Annotated in this window: 19 protein-coding genes; 4 read left to right on the top strand and 15 right to left on the bottom strand. The window is 37.8% G+C overall.

Features of this window, described 5'->3' with window-relative positions; all coding sequences use genetic code 11:
- Positions 1-4 precede the first annotated feature (4 nt).
- Together GSM42_RS07220 and speE are read left to right on the top strand one after the other, a co-directional pair.
- On the top strand, positions 5-1,531 hold the full coding sequence (locus tag GSM42_RS07220) for a tripartite tricarboxylate transporter permease (RefSeq protein WP_160800882.1): 1,527 nt from the start codon (positions 5-7) through the stop codon (positions 1,529-1,531).
- Positions 1,532-1,978: 447 nt separating this feature from the next.
- Positions 1,979-2,821, top strand: a complete 843-nt coding sequence (gene speE, locus GSM42_RS07215; RefSeq protein WP_202404831.1) for a polyamine aminopropyltransferase — start codon at positions 1,979-1,981, stop codon at positions 2,819-2,821.
- A gap of 749 nt (positions 2,822-3,570) precedes the next feature.
- On the opposite strand, the gene GSM42_RS07210 is transcribed toward speE, so the two are convergent.
- Both GSM42_RS07210 and GSM42_RS07205 read right to left on the bottom strand, forming a co-directional pair.
- The gene (locus GSM42_RS07210; RefSeq protein ID WP_160800881.1) at positions 3,571-3,972 is read right to left on the bottom strand and encodes an EthD domain-containing protein; all 402 of its coding nucleotides are present in this window, start codon (positions 3,970-3,972) and stop codon (positions 3,571-3,573) included.
- A 739-nt stretch (positions 3,973-4,711) separates the two neighbouring features.
- Positions 4,712-5,137 carry a hypothetical protein gene (locus GSM42_RS07205; protein WP_160800880.1) on the bottom strand — a complete coding sequence of 142 codons (426 nt, stop codon included), beginning with the start codon at positions 5,135-5,137 and terminating at the stop codon, positions 4,712-4,714.
- 424 nt (positions 5,138-5,561) lie between these two features.
- On the opposite strand from GSM42_RS07205, the gene GSM42_RS07200 reads away from it, so the two are divergent.
- The gene (locus GSM42_RS07200; protein ID WP_160800879.1) at positions 5,562-5,906 is read left to right on the top strand and encodes a hypothetical protein; all 345 of its coding nucleotides are present in this window, start codon (positions 5,562-5,564) and stop codon (positions 5,904-5,906) included.
- Positions 5,907-6,120: 214 nt separating this feature from the next.
- On the opposite strand, the gene GSM42_RS07195 is transcribed toward GSM42_RS07200, so the two are convergent.
- From GSM42_RS07195 to GSM42_RS07140, 12 genes are all read right to left on the bottom strand, one after another.
- On the bottom strand, positions 6,121-7,845 hold the full coding sequence (locus GSM42_RS07195) for an ABC transporter ATP-binding protein (RefSeq protein ID WP_160800878.1): 1,725 nt from the start codon (positions 7,843-7,845) through the stop codon (positions 6,121-6,123).
- A 327-nt stretch (positions 7,846-8,172) separates the two neighbouring features.
- On the bottom strand, positions 8,173-8,496 hold the full coding sequence (gene rsfS, locus GSM42_RS07190) for a ribosome silencing factor (RefSeq protein ID WP_160801105.1): 324 nt from the start codon (positions 8,494-8,496) through the stop codon (positions 8,173-8,175).
- 34 nt (positions 8,497-8,530) lie between these two features.
- On the bottom strand, positions 8,531-9,097 hold the full coding sequence (yqeK, locus tag GSM42_RS07185) for a bis(5'-nucleosyl)-tetraphosphatase (symmetrical) YqeK (protein WP_160800877.1): 567 nt from the start codon (positions 9,095-9,097) through the stop codon (positions 8,531-8,533).
- Complete coding sequence (locus tag GSM42_RS07180; RefSeq protein ID WP_237446510.1) at positions 9,075-9,737, bottom strand: nicotinate-nucleotide adenylyltransferase; 663 nt, start codon at positions 9,735-9,737, stop codon at positions 9,075-9,077. Before GSM42_RS07180 ends, yqeK begins: the two co-directional genes overlap by 23 nt.
- A gap of 282 nt (positions 9,738-10,019) precedes the next feature.
- Positions 10,020-10,862 carry a shikimate dehydrogenase gene (locus tag GSM42_RS07175; protein WP_160800876.1) on the bottom strand — a complete coding sequence of 281 codons (843 nt, stop codon included), beginning with the start codon at positions 10,860-10,862 and terminating at the stop codon, positions 10,020-10,022.
- A 30-nt stretch (positions 10,863-10,892) separates the two neighbouring features.
- Complete coding sequence (locus tag GSM42_RS07170; RefSeq protein ID WP_160800875.1) at positions 10,893-11,252, bottom strand: hypothetical protein; 360 nt, start codon at positions 11,250-11,252, stop codon at positions 10,893-10,895.
- A gap of 80 nt (positions 11,253-11,332) precedes the next feature.
- Positions 11,333-12,013 carry an ABC transporter ATP-binding protein gene (locus GSM42_RS07165; protein WP_160800874.1) on the bottom strand — a complete coding sequence of 227 codons (681 nt, stop codon included), beginning with the start codon at positions 12,011-12,013 and terminating at the stop codon, positions 11,333-11,335.
- 9 nt (positions 12,014-12,022) lie between these two features.
- A complete protein-coding gene (locus GSM42_RS07160) occupies positions 12,023-13,468 on the bottom strand; it encodes an ABC transporter permease (protein WP_160800873.1) in 1,446 nt (481 codons plus the stop codon).
- 104 nt (positions 13,469-13,572) lie between these two features.
- Positions 13,573-15,000, bottom strand: coding sequence for a sensor histidine kinase (locus tag GSM42_RS07155; protein ID WP_160800872.1), 1,428 nt, complete (start codon positions 14,998-15,000; stop codon positions 13,573-13,575).
- Positions 14,990-15,661, bottom strand: coding sequence for a response regulator transcription factor (locus GSM42_RS07150; protein ID WP_160800871.1), 672 nt, complete (start codon positions 15,659-15,661; stop codon positions 14,990-14,992). The genes GSM42_RS07155 and GSM42_RS07150 overlap by 11 nt, the downstream gene beginning before the upstream one ends.
- 171 nt (positions 15,662-15,832) lie before the next feature.
- The gene (yqeH, locus tag GSM42_RS07145) at positions 15,833-16,909 is read right to left on the bottom strand and encodes a ribosome biogenesis GTPase YqeH (RefSeq protein WP_160800870.1); all 1,077 of its coding nucleotides are present in this window, start codon (positions 16,907-16,909) and stop codon (positions 15,833-15,835) included.
- Positions 16,906-17,433 (bottom strand): YqeG family HAD IIIA-type phosphatase, encoded by a 528-nt coding sequence (locus GSM42_RS07140; protein ID WP_160800869.1) that lies wholly within the window; start codon positions 17,431-17,433, stop codon positions 16,906-16,908. Before GSM42_RS07140 ends, yqeH begins: the two co-directional genes overlap by 4 nt.
- An 86-nt stretch (positions 17,434-17,519) precedes the next feature.
- Between GSM42_RS07140 and GSM42_RS07135 the strand changes: the two genes are divergently transcribed.
- Complete coding sequence (locus tag GSM42_RS07135) at positions 17,520-18,038, top strand: DUF4352 domain-containing protein (RefSeq protein WP_160800868.1); 519 nt, start codon at positions 17,520-17,522, stop codon at positions 18,036-18,038.
- 7 nt (positions 18,039-18,045) lie between these two features.
- Here the strand turns inward: GSM42_RS07135 and GSM42_RS07130 are convergent, their stop codons facing one another.
- A complete protein-coding gene (locus GSM42_RS07130) occupies positions 18,046-18,654 on the bottom strand; it encodes a DedA family protein (RefSeq protein WP_160800867.1) in 609 nt (202 codons plus the stop codon).
- Between the last annotated feature and the right edge of the window lie 36 nt (positions 18,655-18,690).

The raw sequence follows: 18,690 nt of genomic DNA, 5'->3' as shown, positions 1-18,690 counted from the left end.
TTTAATGGGTGTTATAGATTTTTTATGGAATGGATTTCTCGTAGCATTACAACCTGACAATCTTTTATTTGCATTCATTGGAGTATTGATCGGGACTGCTGTTGGAGTATTACCTGGAATTGGGCCAATGAGCGGGGTAGCTCTCTTAATTCCAATTACTGCTACGCTTACATCAGGGGCATCCGCAGAAGAAGCTGCTTCTAGTGCTATCATTCTACTTGCTGGTGTTTATTACGGTGCCATGTATGGAGGATCTACTACCTCGATTCTACTCAATACACCAGGAGAATCGTCCTCCGTTGTCACAACATTAGATGGCTATCAGATGGCAAAACAAGGACGGGCTGGATCTGCACTATCGATTGCCGCTATTGGCTCTTTTGTCGCAGGGATTGTTGCCTTAATTGGCCTAATTTTCCTAGCTCAACCTTTATCAGAGATAGCGATAAAATTTGGTCCAGCAGAATACTTTTCTCTTATGTTACTTGGTTTGTGTGCCGTAAGTAGCTTCGCAGGTAAGTCGATGACGAAATCATTGATCGCAACAGTCATTGGACTGCTATTAGCAACGATCGGGATGGATAATGTCTCTGGAGTAGCTCGTTTTACCTTTAATACCCCTGTCCTATACCAAGGATTAGAGTTTTTAACGGTAGCAGTGGGTATCTTTGCGCTAGGAGAAGTATTTTCTACCATTCTGCAAAAAAACAAAGAAGAACAGGCTATTGCAAAAGTGGGCCGTGTATTCCCTACGAAACAAGACTTAAAAGATAGTGCAGCTCCAATCGCTCGTGGTTCCATTATCGGATTTTTTATTGGGGTATTACCTGGTGCTGGTGCTATTCTCGCTTCTTTCTTTTCTTATATTGCAGAAAAAAAATGGAGTAAAAACCCTGATTCCTTTGGAAAAGGAAATATCGCAGGTGTAGCAGGGCCAGAATCAGCGAACAATGCTGCCTCTGGCGGGGGTATGGTTCCCATGTTAACACTTGGCATTCCTGGTGGTGGTACTACAGCTATTCTAATGGGCGCACTCATTATGTATAACGTCCAGCCAGGCCCTCTTTTATTTGAGGAACATCCACAAGTTGCTTGGGGTCTCATTGCGAGTATGTTTATTGGAAATTTGATGCTGCTTATTCTCAATATGCCACTAGTAAAAATATTTGCCAAGATTATCGAAACACCTATCAAATATTTGACTCCTATTATCATAGCAATCTCTGTATTTGGTGTTTATGCTGTACAGGTGGAAACTTTTGACCTCTATCTGCTCATCTTCTGTGGATTACTTGGATACTTTTTTGCAAAACATGACTACCCGTTAGCCCCTCTTGTGCTGAGTTTGGTTCTTGGACCGATGATCGAAAATAACCTTCGCAGGGCACTGACCGGATCAGATGGAGATTGGAGTATATTTGTAACCCATCCTATTTCACTTGGCTTTTTGATCGTATCTGCATTATGGTTACTTATTCCAATAATTTTAAAATTACGTGGCAAGAAAGTAATTATAAACGATGAATCATAAGTAAAGACCGCGAGTTGCGGTCTTTTTTTCTTTAATTGTTTTTATCGAAGAGGTTGTTGCACAATAAATTTGAACACTGGAAAAGTCTCTTGATATGCATGTTCTCCGTGTCTGTGATTAAAAAAACACAAAGGACACTCCATCCATGCACATTTAAGCTTTTGAGGCGAATAATGCAACAAGCTCCTAACATAAAAATGTATGTTAGATAAAAATAATAATATACATATAAGGGGTTTTCAATTGAAATATTATAATATTCCGATGAAGATATCACACATTGGTACATTAATATTTACTTGATCCTCTATTTATCTTTATAATGAAATTCACACCTTCTGGGAAGCAGGAGGATACAATGATTCTTCGATCTCAACCATCAAATTTTCAGACCTTCTCCAAAATATTTGTCACAAAACCAAACAACAATAGAAAGGAAGCGTTATTTTGACAACTTATACACAACAAATAAACGGCGAAACTTGGCTAGTAGAAGACGATCGCGATAATTTAAAAATTAGTTATCGCCTTAAAGAGATTGTGGCAGAAGAACAATCCGAATTTCAACATGTCATGATAGTGGATTCTTTTGACTTTGGACGTACATTGGTTCTCGACGGTGTAGTGCAAACGACTTCAGCTGATGGGCACATTTATAACGAAATGATCACCCATGTTCCTCTTTCCATCCATCCAAATGCGAAAAAAGTATTGATTATTGGGGGAGGCGATTGCGGTGCAGCTCAGGAAGCAGCCAAATATGAGCAGGTGGAAACGATTGATCTCGTAGAAATCGACCAAACTGTAGTAAAACTATGCCAAGAATATCTACCAGAAGTCTCTGGTCGCCTATCTGATCCGAGAGTCCATTATCACTTTACAGATGGCATGCAATATGTAAAAGAACATAAAAATGAATATGATGTCATCATTGTAGATTCTTCTGACCCAGTTGGACCTGGAGAAGTACTTTTTGCAAAAAGCTTCTATCTAGATATTTATGATGCCCTTAAGACGGATGGATTAATGGTTTGCCAAAGTATGTCACCATTTCTGAATCAAGAAATAACATCGCAAACTTACCGCCGCATTGGTGAAACATTCCCCCATCAAAAACTATACATAGCTACTATTCCTACGTATCCTGGAGCCTTGTGGAGCTTTACGATTGGTTCGAAAGAACATCAAAATATTAACGTTGAATCATTTGATAAACAAACCAAGTATGTAAACTACAACATTTTAAAAAGTTGTTTTGAATTGCCAGCGTTTCTTCAAAAATTTGTATAACGAAATGGACTTATAACTAAGAATCCGACGAGACAATCCCAACCGGATTCTTTTATTTTTTATTTCCCATTTACAGCTTGGAGAATATAGCCTGCAAATCTTTCGATCTGAGGATTTTTATTAGCTATTAAGATGTTTTTTATCTCCTCTATCCATCTTCAAAATATTCTTTTGCATAAAATATACTGAATACTCGTTAATTGACCATCTTCTGCTTGGCTTTTAGTCAAGTTGATCATGAATGCCATAGCTGAAATTGCCCTCCCCATTCTATGTAAGTCAACTAATCCTATCTTATGACCCACGCGAAACTAAAAGAGATCATCTATAAATAAATATAACTATACTATTTACAAGGAAGGGGATAGAAAAAAGTGCGATGAAAAATCCATTCTTATCTTTCTTTCCCATTTTCAAATGGTTAAAAAAATGAGCCAACAAGATATTGCACCTAAAAGCGGAGTACTTATTACAGAGGAAACTGGTGTTTGACTCGTCACAGTACTCAATCACTTTTCTGTATCACTGTCTTAGCCCAAATAACTTACTGTATAGTTTTTAAAATAAATCATAATAATCCACCGTCAATTCGTCGGGAGCAATTTAAATATACTTATCTTCCGGTATCGCCATCTCCACCCATAAAATCATTTGGGTAGGCCACACAAACACAGACAAAAAACATATTTTCAACTAGGTTAGAATGTCAAAATTAGGCTGCCCATTTCATCATATGTAAAAGAAGAGTTTTACTTATCTGTCAACTCAGAAGAATTTAAATCCGTTACAGGATCTTGTCGAACATTCCCAATTGCTTTAGTAGCGGAAACAGCACTAAAGTTTTTTATACTTCCCGAATAAATATACATATCTGCTAAAGTACACTCTGAAAGCAATTTTGAGATTTCTAGACCTGCTGGTGATGTTAATACGGCAATTGCTGCTTCTTTTGATTCATAAATGCCTTCAACAATCATTTCAAGTCCATCTAACTCTTGGGTAATATCTGGGCTCATTTTTTCGAGATGAATGATATTTGTTTCAAGCACTCCAGGAAGGTTATTATATTTTGGAATGATTGTTTCGGTATAAAACTCTAAAAACTTATTCATATCTTTTATATTTTTGTAAAATGCAAATACTTTTACCATAATTCGAACTTCCTTCCTAACAATTGAGATTGTGAATAATTGGCTATTATATTGTAACAAATAATTCGAAAATTAGTTAGTATTTTCTTTATTTTTTATTTACTAGGTCTGGTATAAAGATATTTAAATTTAATTTAAATTCAAAATATAATGAATATACTAATTGATTGAATGAGAGACTTTCATAGTGACACAAAATAGTTCTGAAAGTTGAAGAAACACATTAGCTGTACTTAAATTACACCCTTTATCTTTTTCCTCTTTTCTTCCACATGGTTATTTGGTCTTTCCTTATGAGATGATTCCACTAGATGTTGGGGTTCTTTTTGTACGTTTCTCGAATCAAGCCCCCGTGTGTAGCAACTGCAAAGGAGTAATGTGCCTTTGTCAGAACGATTCGACAAGTATATAAGTCCCCCAAAAGAAACCATACACAAAAACACTTTTGTTTCGATAGGAATGACTCTCTTTACTCTCATGCATTCGAAGTGACTCTCTAACTTAAAACTAGAGATGAAAAAAATGAGCTCGTACTAGAAGAAATGATGCTAGAGGATAATTTTGTTGAGATGCATAGGTCTGTAGAATGGACTAAGGGAAATAAATGTCATTACTGAAAAAGAATTCTTACTTCTGCTAATAGTAGACATCTAAAACTGGCAGCCTAAAGTATCAGAAATCTTGCATTTCTTTAAAAGAAAAACGACCTCTGATTCTTTTTCAGAGGTCGTTTTTGGTATCAATCATAAATAAAGAAGTAACTATTACCATTAGATGTTTGAATATAAATTTCAGCTTGATTATTTGCTCCGTCTATTATGCCTGACATGGATGTAAGATCCCAGCTGTCACAAGCACCACTGTTCAGATAGGCATAAGTAAAGTGATCATCTTTATTATCTGGATCATAATCCTTGATATAAAAATATCTTCCTCCACTAGAGTTATTACATACTTTTACATATCCTGAGGCATGTGCGCCATCTACATTTGTAATATAGTAATCCAAAGTGCTATTCCAATGTACTTTTTCCTTATATGTCAGCACCTGCCATCCAGCAGAATCCCCAAATAAGGATGAAAGCGGTAACACTAGTGCGAAAAGCGAAACAAGAAATGTCGACAAAGCACTCAAACTAAAATCCAAATGAAATTCAGGAAACAAACTGACTTCGGTACTCTATTTGCATCGTTTGTTTTATCTGTCTTCACTATAAAGCAAAAGCTGTTTTGTATAAGTTAAGTACTCAGAAAAAAGACTTTAAATATTCTATAACCCTAATAAAGAATCTTAAAATACCTTAGCATCAAAAATTAATCCCTGATTCTAATGAGATTTAAGTCTTGTTTGAATTCATAAAAATCCCCTTCATCTCAGTGAAAAGCATGAACCAGCCTATTTCAATATCAGACCTATAATTCTCTTGTAATATTTGAGTCTATCTTGACGAGATACGTTAAGTAAAATATTTGTTAAATATGACTGTTCCTGCTTTGCACTTGAATTCTCATACGGCGATAATATTACAGCAAGGCAAACAATCATGCGAGTAGGATGTCTATACGACGTCCAGAAAAGAGTAGCTGAGATGAGTGAGAAAACAACTTTCACCAACGAGATGAAGAAGCGGCTCATGCGCCACATCCCCACTGAGTTCCCAAGAGGGGACTGGAAGACGGGTGTTGACACGTTGGAGTTCATCACCACCCTTTTGGGAACAACCCAAAAAAAGTGGTTGATCCCCGTCCCCAACCATTTGACCAAACTCATTTGGGATTGTCCGAACCAGGTGAAGGGTGAGTACACCTTACACTACCTTTGGGACCTCGGTTATGGAAGGGCAGACGCGATCCATCTCCCAGACGGCAAGTGGCTGGTAATTTACCAAGACAAGAAGCTCAACAAGGGAAAGTTCTACTGCGTCCTCGTCTAGCACTCACTGGACATGAATTAATAGAGGACTTCCATTCATCGCGCAAAACTCCCCGTACTGACTTCAATCAGTACGGGGAGTGCGTATGTTAGGAGAAAAATCTGAAGAGAGGTTTTTATAAATGAAACCATCACCTCTATCTTTGTGTATAACATATATATGTTCTCTTACATTTTAATCTATTAAAGGCATCTGAACAACTATTCCCCTTCTCTCATACAGGTATCTTATCAAACTGTGCATGATACAGCCGACTGTAATGTCCATCGGATGCTAGCAATTCTTCATGTATTCCATGTTCTTTGATACCTTCTTCTGTCACAACTACAATATTGTCGGCATTTTTTATTGTAGCCAAACGGTGAGCAATGATCAGTGTCGTTCTTCCAGCTGAAAGTTCAGTAAGTGACTGCTGAATAGCTGTTTCTGTTTCGGTATCTAAGGCAGAAGTTGCTTCATCCAATATGAGAATAGGTGGGTTTTTCAGGAACATCCTAGCAATTGCCAAACGTTGCTTTTGTCCTCCAGATAACTTCACTCCTCGTTCTCCGATAATGGTATTCATCCCTTCCGGTTGAGTATGAATAAACTCCTTTAATTGTGCCTGACTCGCCGCTTCCCATATTTCATCCTCTGTAGCATTCAGATTACCATAAGCAATGTTTTCACGAATGCTTCCGGAAAATAAGTATACATCTTGTTGTACAATTCCAATGTTTCGGCGCAGAGACTCGAGCGTTATATCTGTGATAGCCTTGCCGTCAATCGTGATTTTTCCTCCGGTAACATCATAAAAGCGTGGCAGCAAACTGCACAATGTTGTTTTTCCAGCACCTGACGGCCCCACAAATGCCACGGTCTCACCAGCTTGTATCTCCAGATTAATATTTTGAAGTACAGGCGCTGAACCCTCATAACCAAACGTCACATTTTTAAACGAAATATTTCCTGTCAACTGTCCAGCATCTACTGCATGAGGAGCATCCGCAACATCAGGCTCTGTGTCCATAATCTCCACATATCTTTTAAATCCAGCAATTCCCTTTGGATAACTTTCAATAATCGCACTAATCTTTTCAATAGGACGAACGAAAACATTGGACAACAATAAAAACCCGATAAACTCGCCGTAGGTCAATTCTCCATTAATGACAAACCAAGTACCACAAATTAACACAAACAAAGTTATCAGACGCATCAACATATAGTTGATCGACATACTTTTTGACATAATTTTATAAGCAAGCAGCTTCGCTGAACGGTATTTGCCATTACTTACTGCAAATAATTCTTTCTCGTGTTCTTCATTCGCAAAGGCCTGAACTACGCGAATTCCACCTATATTTTCCTCCACACGCGTATTAAAATCAGCTATATTGGCAAATAACTTCTTATATGTTTGCGTCATTTTTCGGTTAAAATACAACGCTAAAAATGCAAATACAGGAACCACTAAAAATGTCAAAATCGCCATTTCCCAGTTAATGTACATCATTAGGATGCATGATCCTACCAATGTCATACCTGCAATAAATAAATCCTCAGGACCATGATGAGCAACTTCACCAATTTCATTGAGATCATTGGAAATCCGTGTCATGAGATGACCTGTTTTATGATTGTCATAGAAACGGAACGACAGCTTTTGCAAGTGTTCAAACATCTTTTTGCGCATGTCGGTTTCGATATTGACCCCTAGCATATGCCCCCAGTAGTTAACAATATAGTTAAGCAAGGTATTCAATAAGTATATCCCAAGTAATAAAAATGAAGCCCAAAGAATCAGCGACCAATCTCTACCTGGAAGCAGCTTGTCAACAAATTGATTCACGGCAATAGGAAAACCTAATTCAAGTAGTCCTGCTATAACAGCACAGGTAAAATCCAATACAAATAATTTTTTGTAAGGATGATAATAGGAAAAAAATCGGAGAAGCATAACAACCTACCTCTATTTCAATTAAGATTGGTAATTAGTATTTAGTGTGGAGATCATAATTTTCATGGTATTTTTTTGTTTGGTATACCATTTTTCACGAAACCCTGTATTTTTGTTCAGGCAGTATGTTTCAAATGATCCCGCTCTATTGTAACATTCTTTTGCAAATGACAAGTAGGGAACCAATATGAGGAAAATTGCTTTATCTTTTATGAAAGAAGATATTTTATAAACAATATCGTTTGAATTGTATAATAAGATTATTTGGATGTTTTTGAACTAGAAAAGCCATTGGATTTCCTCCAATGGCTTTTCCTTCTATACCTATTAACCTGTAATTCTAACGGGCTCAGCGTCTCCCCAGAGACGTTCCAAATCATAAAAATCCCGTTCATCTCGGTGGAAAACATGTACTACCACATCACCGATATCAATAAGCACCCAACGAGCCTCTTGTAGTCCTTGAACGCCTTTAATGCGAATTTGTTTTTCCTCGCATTTTTTCTTAATTGCTGTAGCAATGGCTTCTACTTGTGTACGAGAACCTCCGTGACAAATCACAAAGTAATCAGCAAAAGCAGAAACGTCACGAATATCCAACACAGATACGTCTTGCGCCTTTTTTTCTTCGGCAGCGGTAGCCGCAAGCATCGCGATCTCCACTAGATTCAACCGGATTCCTCCCTCAGATGTTATTCGTGCCAGTCATACTATTAAGTGTATCATATGTGATGGGATACACTCGTTGACCGGACGAGATAAGAAATTGAATCATTTGCTTCAAAGCAAGCACTATGGCGTCATCCAAATTCTCTTGGGCTAGTAGCCTCGTTGCATCGACTCCAGGAAATTTCCTCGCAGGCTCAATATAATCTGCAAGAAATACGACTTTCTCCACTAAGCTCATATTGGGTCTGCCTGTGGTATGGTAAAAAATCGCATTGAGAATTTCCTGATCCTCAACGCCAAGTTCTTTGGAAGCAACTACTGATGCTACTGGTCCATGCCATAGCTCTTGATTATATAATAATAGATCTTGGGGCAGTTTGTACTGCTTTATAGCAAAAATTAATTCTTCTGCTGTCCAAAATTTACAATAGTCATGAAGAATTGCAGCAGTGTCTACTTTCTCTTTGTCCGCCCCATATCTCTCCGCAAGAATCGCCGCTGTTTCCACCACTCGTAAAGTATGCTCCCATCTAGATAAAGGCAATTGTTCACGGGTTCGATCAAGATAATCTTGGCGATTCATACAATTGATGCTCCTTTATATAACGGCAAACTTCACTTGGAACAGCGTAGCGAATAGATCGGCCACATGTGATATTGTCACGGAGTTGAGATGCAGACAAGAAAATTTCTACCGCATCTTCCACCCAACGTACTTTCTCCTGAATAAACTCAGGTAATGACTCTGATGTAAATCCTGGACGATGCATGGCAATAATCGTTACTTGCTGTACCAGTTTCTCAATCCGATACCAGCTCGGAAGATTATTTACCATATCTGTACCAACGATAAGAGAAAATTGGTAAGTGGGATAAGTTTTGACAGCCCAATTTACTGTATCGATGGTATAAGATAGTTTTTCCCTTTTTATCTCCCAATCTAACACTTCAAAAGCGGAATTTTCTTCCGTTGCGATTTTTACCATCTCTAAACGGTGTTTTGCTGGTGTAATATGATGTTCTTGTTTATGTGGCGGGTGTCCTGCAGGAATAAACCATACCTTGTCCAAATTCATATGATTTCTTGCTTGTTCGGCGATTAGCAAATGACCCAAATGAATAGGGTCAAATGTCCCGCCGATAATACCTATATTCATCATTGCTGCCGACAGGATACTGACTTCTACAAATCGCGGAGGGATGGCGGCGTGATTCTGATGCAAATATCATAAAACTATTCTCCTGTCGTACTCCTTTTCTAGTATGATTTTCGAACGTATTGTCGGATTAAGTGAGTAAGAGAAAGCCGCTCAGTACTTGGACCAAAAAACACTCCTTTTGTTCTAGTCTTTGACTATTGTATAAAGAAATTATAGTATGAATGATCTTGTACGTAAAAGATACGAACTACCAGAGGTTCTGTACCTCGGTACCGAACAAACCATGTCTGTATCAGCATGACTGTATGTTGCAAGCCCCAACTCTTAGGTAGTGGGATCGTTGAATTAATCCTCATTCTCCAATATTGCTCTCATCTGTAAAATGGGGGCAGTTTCATTAAACCAATGTTCTACTGCCACTGCTGCTTGGTGTAACAGCATGCCTAACCCACCATGAGTTCTTGCACCAATCTGTTTTGCACTTAATAATAATTTGGTCTCTTCCGGACGATAAATTAAGTCACTCACCAATAGTTTTGGATGCAAGTAATCTGCTGGTACGGGCATCACTTCCGTATGAGGAGACATTCCAATAGAAGTCGTATTTACTAACAAATGGGACTCTGCTATTTTTTCATGTGCTTGTAGTAAAGCTACAGCACTCGCACTCGTAAAAGTGCCAAGTACATTTGCCAGCTCCTCTGCTTTTGATTGCGTTCGATTTGCAATGAACACCTTGGCCGCACCAGCTTTTGCCAATGTGATGCTCACTGCTCTAGCTGCCCCACCCGCTCCTAAAATAGTTACAATTTTATTTTTGAGCGAAAAAGCTGTCTCTTCTTGCAAAGAACGTAAATATCCTACCCCATCTGTATTATACCCTATCAGTTTACCATCTTTGTTTAACACCGTATTTACAGCACCAATTTCCTCTGCTGTTTCATCTAATTCATCCAGATATGGTATGATGGCAACTTTATGTGGAATTGTCACATTAAAACCGATAAAGTTCAATACTCTCATGCCATTAACTGCTTCTTTCAAGTGATCAGGGCATACCGAATAAGCCATATAGGTTGCTGGTATCCCTAAAATGCGACAAACCTCATTTAAAATCTGAGGAGATTTGGAATGTGTAACCGGATACCCAAGTAATCCAAGTGGACGTGTATTTGCCGTTATATTCATCCTTAACCTTCTTTCTATACCTCGCTGTACTTATTCACTCTTTCTATTCTGCAATTCATCTAACCATTCATCAAGGTTTTCCTCTTCGTCATTTACTTTTGCTTCTTTAACAAAAGATTCGATAGAAGCTGCTTTTGTAATTGCTGCTAAATTTTGTCCGATCCATCCAGCTGAAAAAATAAGGACGGCAAATAATACGTAATTCATAGAATTCGACATATAAAAATTTACAATATCAAATACGTTTTCGCTTGGTGAAATTTGCCCTGCCGCTATTGCCTCCGATATAGAATTATAACTATATACAAATGCCCAGATCGCGTAGACCATCACTAAGGCTGATAATGCGTAAAGTACCAAACTGAAAAAAGATACCTGCTTTTTTAACATTTGTTTCATCGCTCCCATTACATTTTAAGAATATCCGCAAAGCAAATATAACACCAGCTTTGCGGATGCCTTAATGCCAATTAATTTTTCGTATTTTCTTTGAACACTGTGATCTTTCCGTTGCTAATTCCGATTATGGTATCTGCAATCAAGGTAACCTTTTTCGAGTGAGTAACAATAATTACACATTTTCCCTCGTCATGAGCAAGTGAGGTGAAGATTTTTAAAATCTCCGCTTCCGTATCTCGATCCAAATTACCAGTAGGTTCATCCGCAATAATAATATCAGGATGGTGAGAGAGTGCTCTAGCGATCCCTACACGCTGCTGTTCTCCACCAGAAAGTTTTAATACTCGTCTGTTAGCAGTTTCACGGTTAATTCCCACTTTTTCTAACAGCTCATAAGCAAAATCAGTTTTGTTCTTCACAGAGCTATTGCTGATTTCCATGGAAAGCACAATATTTTCAACAGCAGTAGCATTGGTGATTAAGTTATATGCTTGAAATATAACACCAATATTTTTGGCTCGGTAAACATCACGGTCAATCGTCTTTAAATCTGCATCGTTGTACAGAATAGTTCCATCTTTGCACTTATCAAGACCGGCGATCAAAGATAACATTGTCGATTTTCCCGAACCTGATTTGCCTATAATCGTGTAAACTTTTCCAGCCTCAAATTCGGCATTGATGTTTTTGAGGACGTTCTTTTTTGTACCTTCGTATTGATAGGTCACACCTTTTAATGATAGTACGCTCATCTTGTTCACCTAGTTTCTTTCCATAAGAATTTTAATCGGTTCGTACTTTGTAATTCGACTAATGGATATCAAGCCTGCTATAGAAGCCAGCAATAAAGCAATACCGATGATTTGAAGAGCAGTGTCAGATCCGAGAGATATATCGAGATTACGCAATGGTTCCGCAGAGCTGGCACTATTGGACATACTTATTGGACCCATCATCATACCTCCACTGTTCTGTTGAGCCTGTTCTTCTGCTTCCAACTCAGCCGATTCGATCTGCTGTGCCAGCAATGTATCTGTAATTGGTTGTGCTGCTGCACTGCCTATGCCAAGACCAAATACTAGACATAAACTAGTAATAATTAACATTTCTGACCAAAGCCCGAGAGCAACCTTCCATTTCTTCATTCCCATTGCGCGCAGAACTCCGATTTCATATTTTCGTTCCCGGATTGCCATCGAAGATAGAAGGACAATGATTATTCCTCCAAATATCAACACAACGATCATAAATGTTACTGAAATTCCTTTAAGTCCTTCTACAGGACCAACAATTTTATTATAGGATTCCTCATCGGTAGCCACATCAAATTTTTCGTCCAATCCTTTTGCATACAATTCCTTCGCAAATGCATCCAGCATGCCAGGTTCTTTCAAATAATACGTTGCATTAATGCGAATACCGCCATCCATATTTGGTTTTAACTGCTGTATAACCGTTTCGTATGTTGTTAAAATCTCATTACGACGGTTGGTGTACGCGTTTTCCATTGCACCCTCAGCATATTCTTCAGTAGCGTCATAATAGGTGCCAACAACCGTTACTTCATAAGAGGTTGCAGCAGTTGTACCTTTTTCGCTATTTTTCACTTCCCCTTGGAGGGAAAGCTTATCGCCGATTCTAATTTTGTTTGCTTCTGCTAAATCCGTGCTGACGATGGCTTCATTCTTTTTACTTGGCATTTTACCTTGAGCTAATTTACGTGTTCCTTCTGTAAAGTCCGTAAATTGATTTCCCCGAAGACTCATCATAAACTGGGTGGGTTTATTTCCCGAACTTCCGCCGATGTTTCCTGCCATCATCATCCCGCTGCCGCCGCCCTTATCAGCAGCAATTGCAGTGATTTTGTCATTGTTAACGCCAGTGCTGGCAGTATACTCGCTCTTTTGCAGATAATCTGATTCTCCAAAAGCAATGTATTGATCAGAAGGAATTGTTGGTGTTGCTATCCTCATCAGTCCATTTGTGCTTTTTTCTTGCGCTTCCTTACGAACTTTATCCATATTTGGCTTCAATTGTACTTGAGAACCAAAACGGCTTTTATAATCGTCAATTATTCCGGATGCCGTATTGCTGATCATCAGTGCAATTACAGAAGTAACGATCACAGCCAAAATAATTGCTCCAATCAGAAGGTTACGACCTCCATTGCGTAAAACATTTCGAAATGCATTTTTTAAAATATACATTCAACTGTCTCCTTGAAAAAATCATCAATTTTTTGATGAGTACCGGTTTCTCATCAGAGACTAGCATAAACTTTCAATCTAACTCTAATCTAACTTCGCCATCCTCAATTTGTTCTTTTTCGTAAATTCACCCAAAACAATACCCCTTGTTCTGTATTTTCCAACGCATAAGATAACTCCATAAAATCCAGCGTTTTTTTCACAATGGTAAGCCCTAGTCCGCTTCGCCCTAGTTCCCGGTTTCTCGACTCGTCTAATCGGTAAAAGGGTTCAAACAGCTTTGGCAGTATCTCTTCTGGAATTCTCACATTTTTATTTAAAACACAAAGGCAAATAAAACTCTCATTTTCTAAGGTATAAATGTGAATTTGCCCGCCCTCTGGTGTGTTTTGAATTGCATTTAATACAACATTGGAGAACACTTTTCCAAATAATTTGGGATCAAGTTCACAATTCAGCCGTTCTGGGACATCAATTGCAACTGTTTGGTTTTTTGACTCTGCAATTGTAAGGTAAGCAGTCAAATTTTTGGTGATGAATGTTTTTAGATTTATTCTTTTCTTTTTCTGTAAGATTGCGGAATTACTTAGTGTGACGATTTCCAAAATTTCTGATACTGTCTTGTTTTGTTCTGCCATCATTTTCAAGCATTCACGTAAGGTCTCCGGATATTCTTCAGGTTCAATCACACTTTCTAACATGCCTTCCAGCAAAGCACTCGTCGCAGCAATTGGTGTTTTTAATTCATGAGATGCCGCAGAGAAAAAATAACGCTGATTTTCTTCCATTTCTTTTCTACTGTCAATTTCAATCCCCATTTTATGAATCGTCATTTTCAAATCTTTGTGCATTTTATAAACGTCATTCGCAAGAGCCCCTATTTCATCTTTTCCTTCAGAAGGAGGAGGCGGAACATCTTCCAAATTCGACATTCGTTTCGCATCTTCTGCTATCTTTTGAATTGGCTTGGCAATTCGCTGAGCAAACAGCAGCGAGGCGATAATACTTGCTATTAAGATAAAGATAAAAGCAATACTTGTCTTTTTAATAAATGTCTGATAAATAGATGTATGAAAAATAGGTCCACTCACCAATAATCGTATATCACCAGAAAGTATTGTCATAAATTGTATTTTCTCGTTTGAAGTAGTAAAATTAAATCTGTCTTTTTTTGAAAGCTCCTCTTTAACAATTACATTGTTTGCCTTTGGTATATTTTTTTTTACTTCCTGTATTGCAAAATGTTCTGTCTTATATAAAACTTTACCGTCCAAAGAGATAATACAAAACTCAAATGACGCATTTTTTTTGTGAAATTCTTTGGCAATTTGCACGATTTCATTATTATTTTTCCCCTTTGCCTGATTTATCAGAGTTTGGAATACCCCCATGATCTGCTCGCGCTGTGTCGATTCGACAACACTTTTGAACTGTTCAGCAAAAAAGCCGATCATAACCGAGATGACCAGCAGTAAGATGAGCAGCGTGTAAAAAAATACTTTGCCAAAAATGCCAAAAAGTTTATGTCTCATTGATACTATCCTCCAATCGGTATCCCACGCCCTTCACCGTTTTAATGAGATTGGCAGGCAGCTTGTCCCGCAGTTTTTTGATCGTAGCATGTATAATTCCTTCGTTTCCATCAAAATCATATCCCCAAATTCTTGTCAACAGCGTTTCATGTGGAATGATTTTATGCTTATTGGTAACGAACAGCAGAAGAATTTCAAATTCTTTCGGTGTAAGAGACACCGCTTTACCGTCATATACAACCCCATAACTTTCCGGATAAAGAACCAGCTTTCCCAGCAAAACTTCTTTTCTCAAAACACCGCTTCGCCGAAGCAGTGCCTCTGCTCTTTTCACAAGAATCGGTATAGAAAACGGCTTTACAACATAATCATCCGCTTCATTGGTAAAAGCAGTTAGTTGATTGGTATCGTCTCCTAACGCCGTTATCATCAAAACTGGGGTATCGTATAACTTGCGAAACGCTTTAAGCAGTTCCAACCCATTCACATTTGGCAGCATAATATCTAATATCAACAGATGATATTTTTTTTTATAAATTTGCTCCATCGCCAATGCACCATCAAAATAAGTATCGACAAAATATCCTGCTTTGATGAGAAATTTGCTTACCATATCACAAATATGAATATCATCTTCTACTACTAGTATCTGAATATCCATTCCATCGCCTCCCATCCGAACATTGTAATGTAGCAAACTAACTTAAATCTAACTGTTTGATATATACTTATCTAATTTCTTCTTGTCATCAGGCACTTATAAAATAAAGAGCCTAACGATGTTTTATCGATAGACTCCATACAATTAGTTTTTAATATAAATGAATTTTAATCATATAATTGAAGGACGTAGCGTCACTTCTATCCCTTTTGGAGCATACACATCCACTACTCCTCTTTCTTTTCCACAAGCTATCCAGCCCAGACCCGAAATAACGATATCTTGTTTTTCTGATCCACGTAAAACAATGCGGTGTTTTTGCAAAGCAGGTAAATCATTTGGATCAAGAGGAGGCTGAAGTAATCCACTTAGATGTTTTTCATAAAAAGAATCTGCTTGTTCTTGTTTTGTTCGATGCAAATACAATCGATTGGAAAAATAGCAGGTGAAAGGCTGCCTTTGTCCTTCCACATAATCAAATCGAGCTAAACCAGCTAGAAAGACCGTCTGTCCATTATTTAATTGATACACTTTTGGATTTAGTCGACTTTTGGGTATTACTTCTCCTAATTCTTTTGGAGATATCCATTCACTGAGTCGATTTTTTTTCACAATCCCAGGTGTATCAACAATATTTCGGTCATCATCCAGCGGGATATGAATAACATCAAGTGTAGTACCTGGATAAGGGGAAGTTGTGATAATTGGTTCTTCTAACAAATAGTTAAGAAAGGTAGATTTTCCAACATTGGTTACACCAACAATATAAACATCTCTTCCTTGACGATACCGTTCTATGGCATTTCGCACCTCTTGTAACTTTTCTTGTTTCGCGGCACTACCAACTACCACGTCCACTGGCTTTACTCCCAGATCACTTGCATAACTGTGCATCCACTCTTTTAATTTACCGGTTTTAATGGATTGAGGAAATAAATCAATCTTGTTTCCAAATAACAAAAGTGGATTATTTCCTATATGACGATGGATTCCTGGTATCCAACTACCCGCAATATCAAACAAATCCACTATTTGCACTACCAAACTATCCGTATCTGCGATTTGCCCAAGGATCTGCAAATAAATATCAGGATTATGATCCACTGTTGATAATTCGTTATAATGACGGATACGAAAACATCTTTTACAATATTTATGGTCTCGTTCCAACGCAGCAGGTGGGATAAACCCTGGCCTTTTTTCATCTTCCGTTTGAAGCTGTATTCCACAACCTTCACAGTAAATCACAAGTCTTTATTCCCCTCTCTTGCTAATAACCCACGCTTATCCATCCATCGAAAAACAAGTCGTTCCACTCTTCTATTCACTTTTGTAAAAAAGCCTTCTGTTTTGGACATTGGAACCACTAATATCGTATATAGTCCAATTCGATTACCTCCAAGCACATCTGTTAACAATTGATCTCCAACCATAACGGTGCAGTTTGGATCAGTTTCTAACTCAATCAATGCTCTTCGAAAGGAAGAAGATAATGGTTTTCTTGCTTTATGAATAAATGGTATTTGTAATGGAATTGCAAACTCAGACACTCTTGTTTCATTATTATTGGATACAATCATTACTTGAAAACCTAAATGCTGCGTATGTTGCAGCCATTCAATCAAAAGAGGTGTTGCATCTTTTCGATCTGACTCTACTAATGTATTATCTAAGTCAACGATGATCGATTTGATCCCTTTTTCTTTCAGTTCTAGTAGGTTAATCTTATAGATGGACGGTACATATTGATTTGGCACAAATGATGAAAACATCTTGATCCCTCCAGGAAAACACGCTCGTGCCTACTATAACATAGTTAGAAAATAGCTTGCAAAACAAGGTCTAGGAGGATTTTATTTTGAAACCGCGGTTTGTTATAGGTCTTTTATTTTTACTTTTGACAGCTTGTCAGCAAAACGTTACATCGTTACCAAATGCAAGTATGAAAGAAAATTATGTAAAACCGGACAACCCTGATCCGATAAGCGGCGATTATGTCCAAGCTCGTCCTTTTTCGATCGTACTTACAGATGTACAACAAAAAAAACAACTTACTTTGAATGGAATAAGCCATCAAGCAAAAACAGCCTACTTATGTGTAAGTATTGGGATTACAAACCAAAGCAGTCAACCTGTTCAAATCACCCCAGAAATGTTTCGACTAATTGATGACCAAGGTAATACATATGACCCTGATGTGAAATTAGATCTGCTTCTCAATAACATGGGAGAAGGATTCTTTCATCAAAAAATAGATCCGATGAAACGTCAAAATGTCATGCTTTTATTTGATACCACTGTTGGAGCAGGACAAGGCTATTTAGAAATAAGCAGTCCACAATCTATGAAGAAAGCACATATTCGTGTTCTAAAGTAAAAAGCGGCTAAATGCCGCTTTTTGTATTTTTCTCTTCACTTTGTTGTTTTTTCCGGTAACGCCAGATAAAATACCAAACAACTGCCGCAACGACACAAAGACCTAGTATAAAGGAACCGAAAGTGCCTAATGTTTTTATAAAGTTTTGAATGCCGTCAATGCTACTGGATCGACCAATAAACAACAAAACAGTATTCCATGGAAAAGAACCTAAAAGGGTAAAAAAGAAAAATCTTACTGGCCTTATCTTACTTAATCCTGCTATATAGGAAACATAATTACCGACACTAAGCGGACGAGACAGTGTGATGCTCCACTCGCCGTATTTGCGAAACCACTCTTGTGCCTTTTTCACTTTTGGTGAATCCATTTTTTTAGAGGAAAAATTTTCCAATTGATAGCCAATTGCATATGGAATTAGTGTAAAAGCACTAAAAATAAAACTATTAGCAAAACCAATTAACACTAACTGCCATGCACTTACTTGCATGATATAGCCATACAACAATACAAAAAGTGCACCAGGAAATGGAATGGATGAGGCTTCTATTGCTGTAGCACCAAAAAGTCCCCACACCCCACACCGCTCTAAAAAGGTAAACGCAAAATCTAACATAAATCTCTCCTCATATGCATGATTGCATATTACCCT

Source organism: Shimazuella alba (assembly GCF_009831235.1).
Classification (GTDB): domain Bacteria; phylum Bacillota; class Bacilli; order Thermoactinomycetales; family Thermoactinomycetaceae; genus Shimazuella; species Shimazuella alba.
This window is presented reverse-complemented; position numbering and strand designations above follow the sequence as displayed.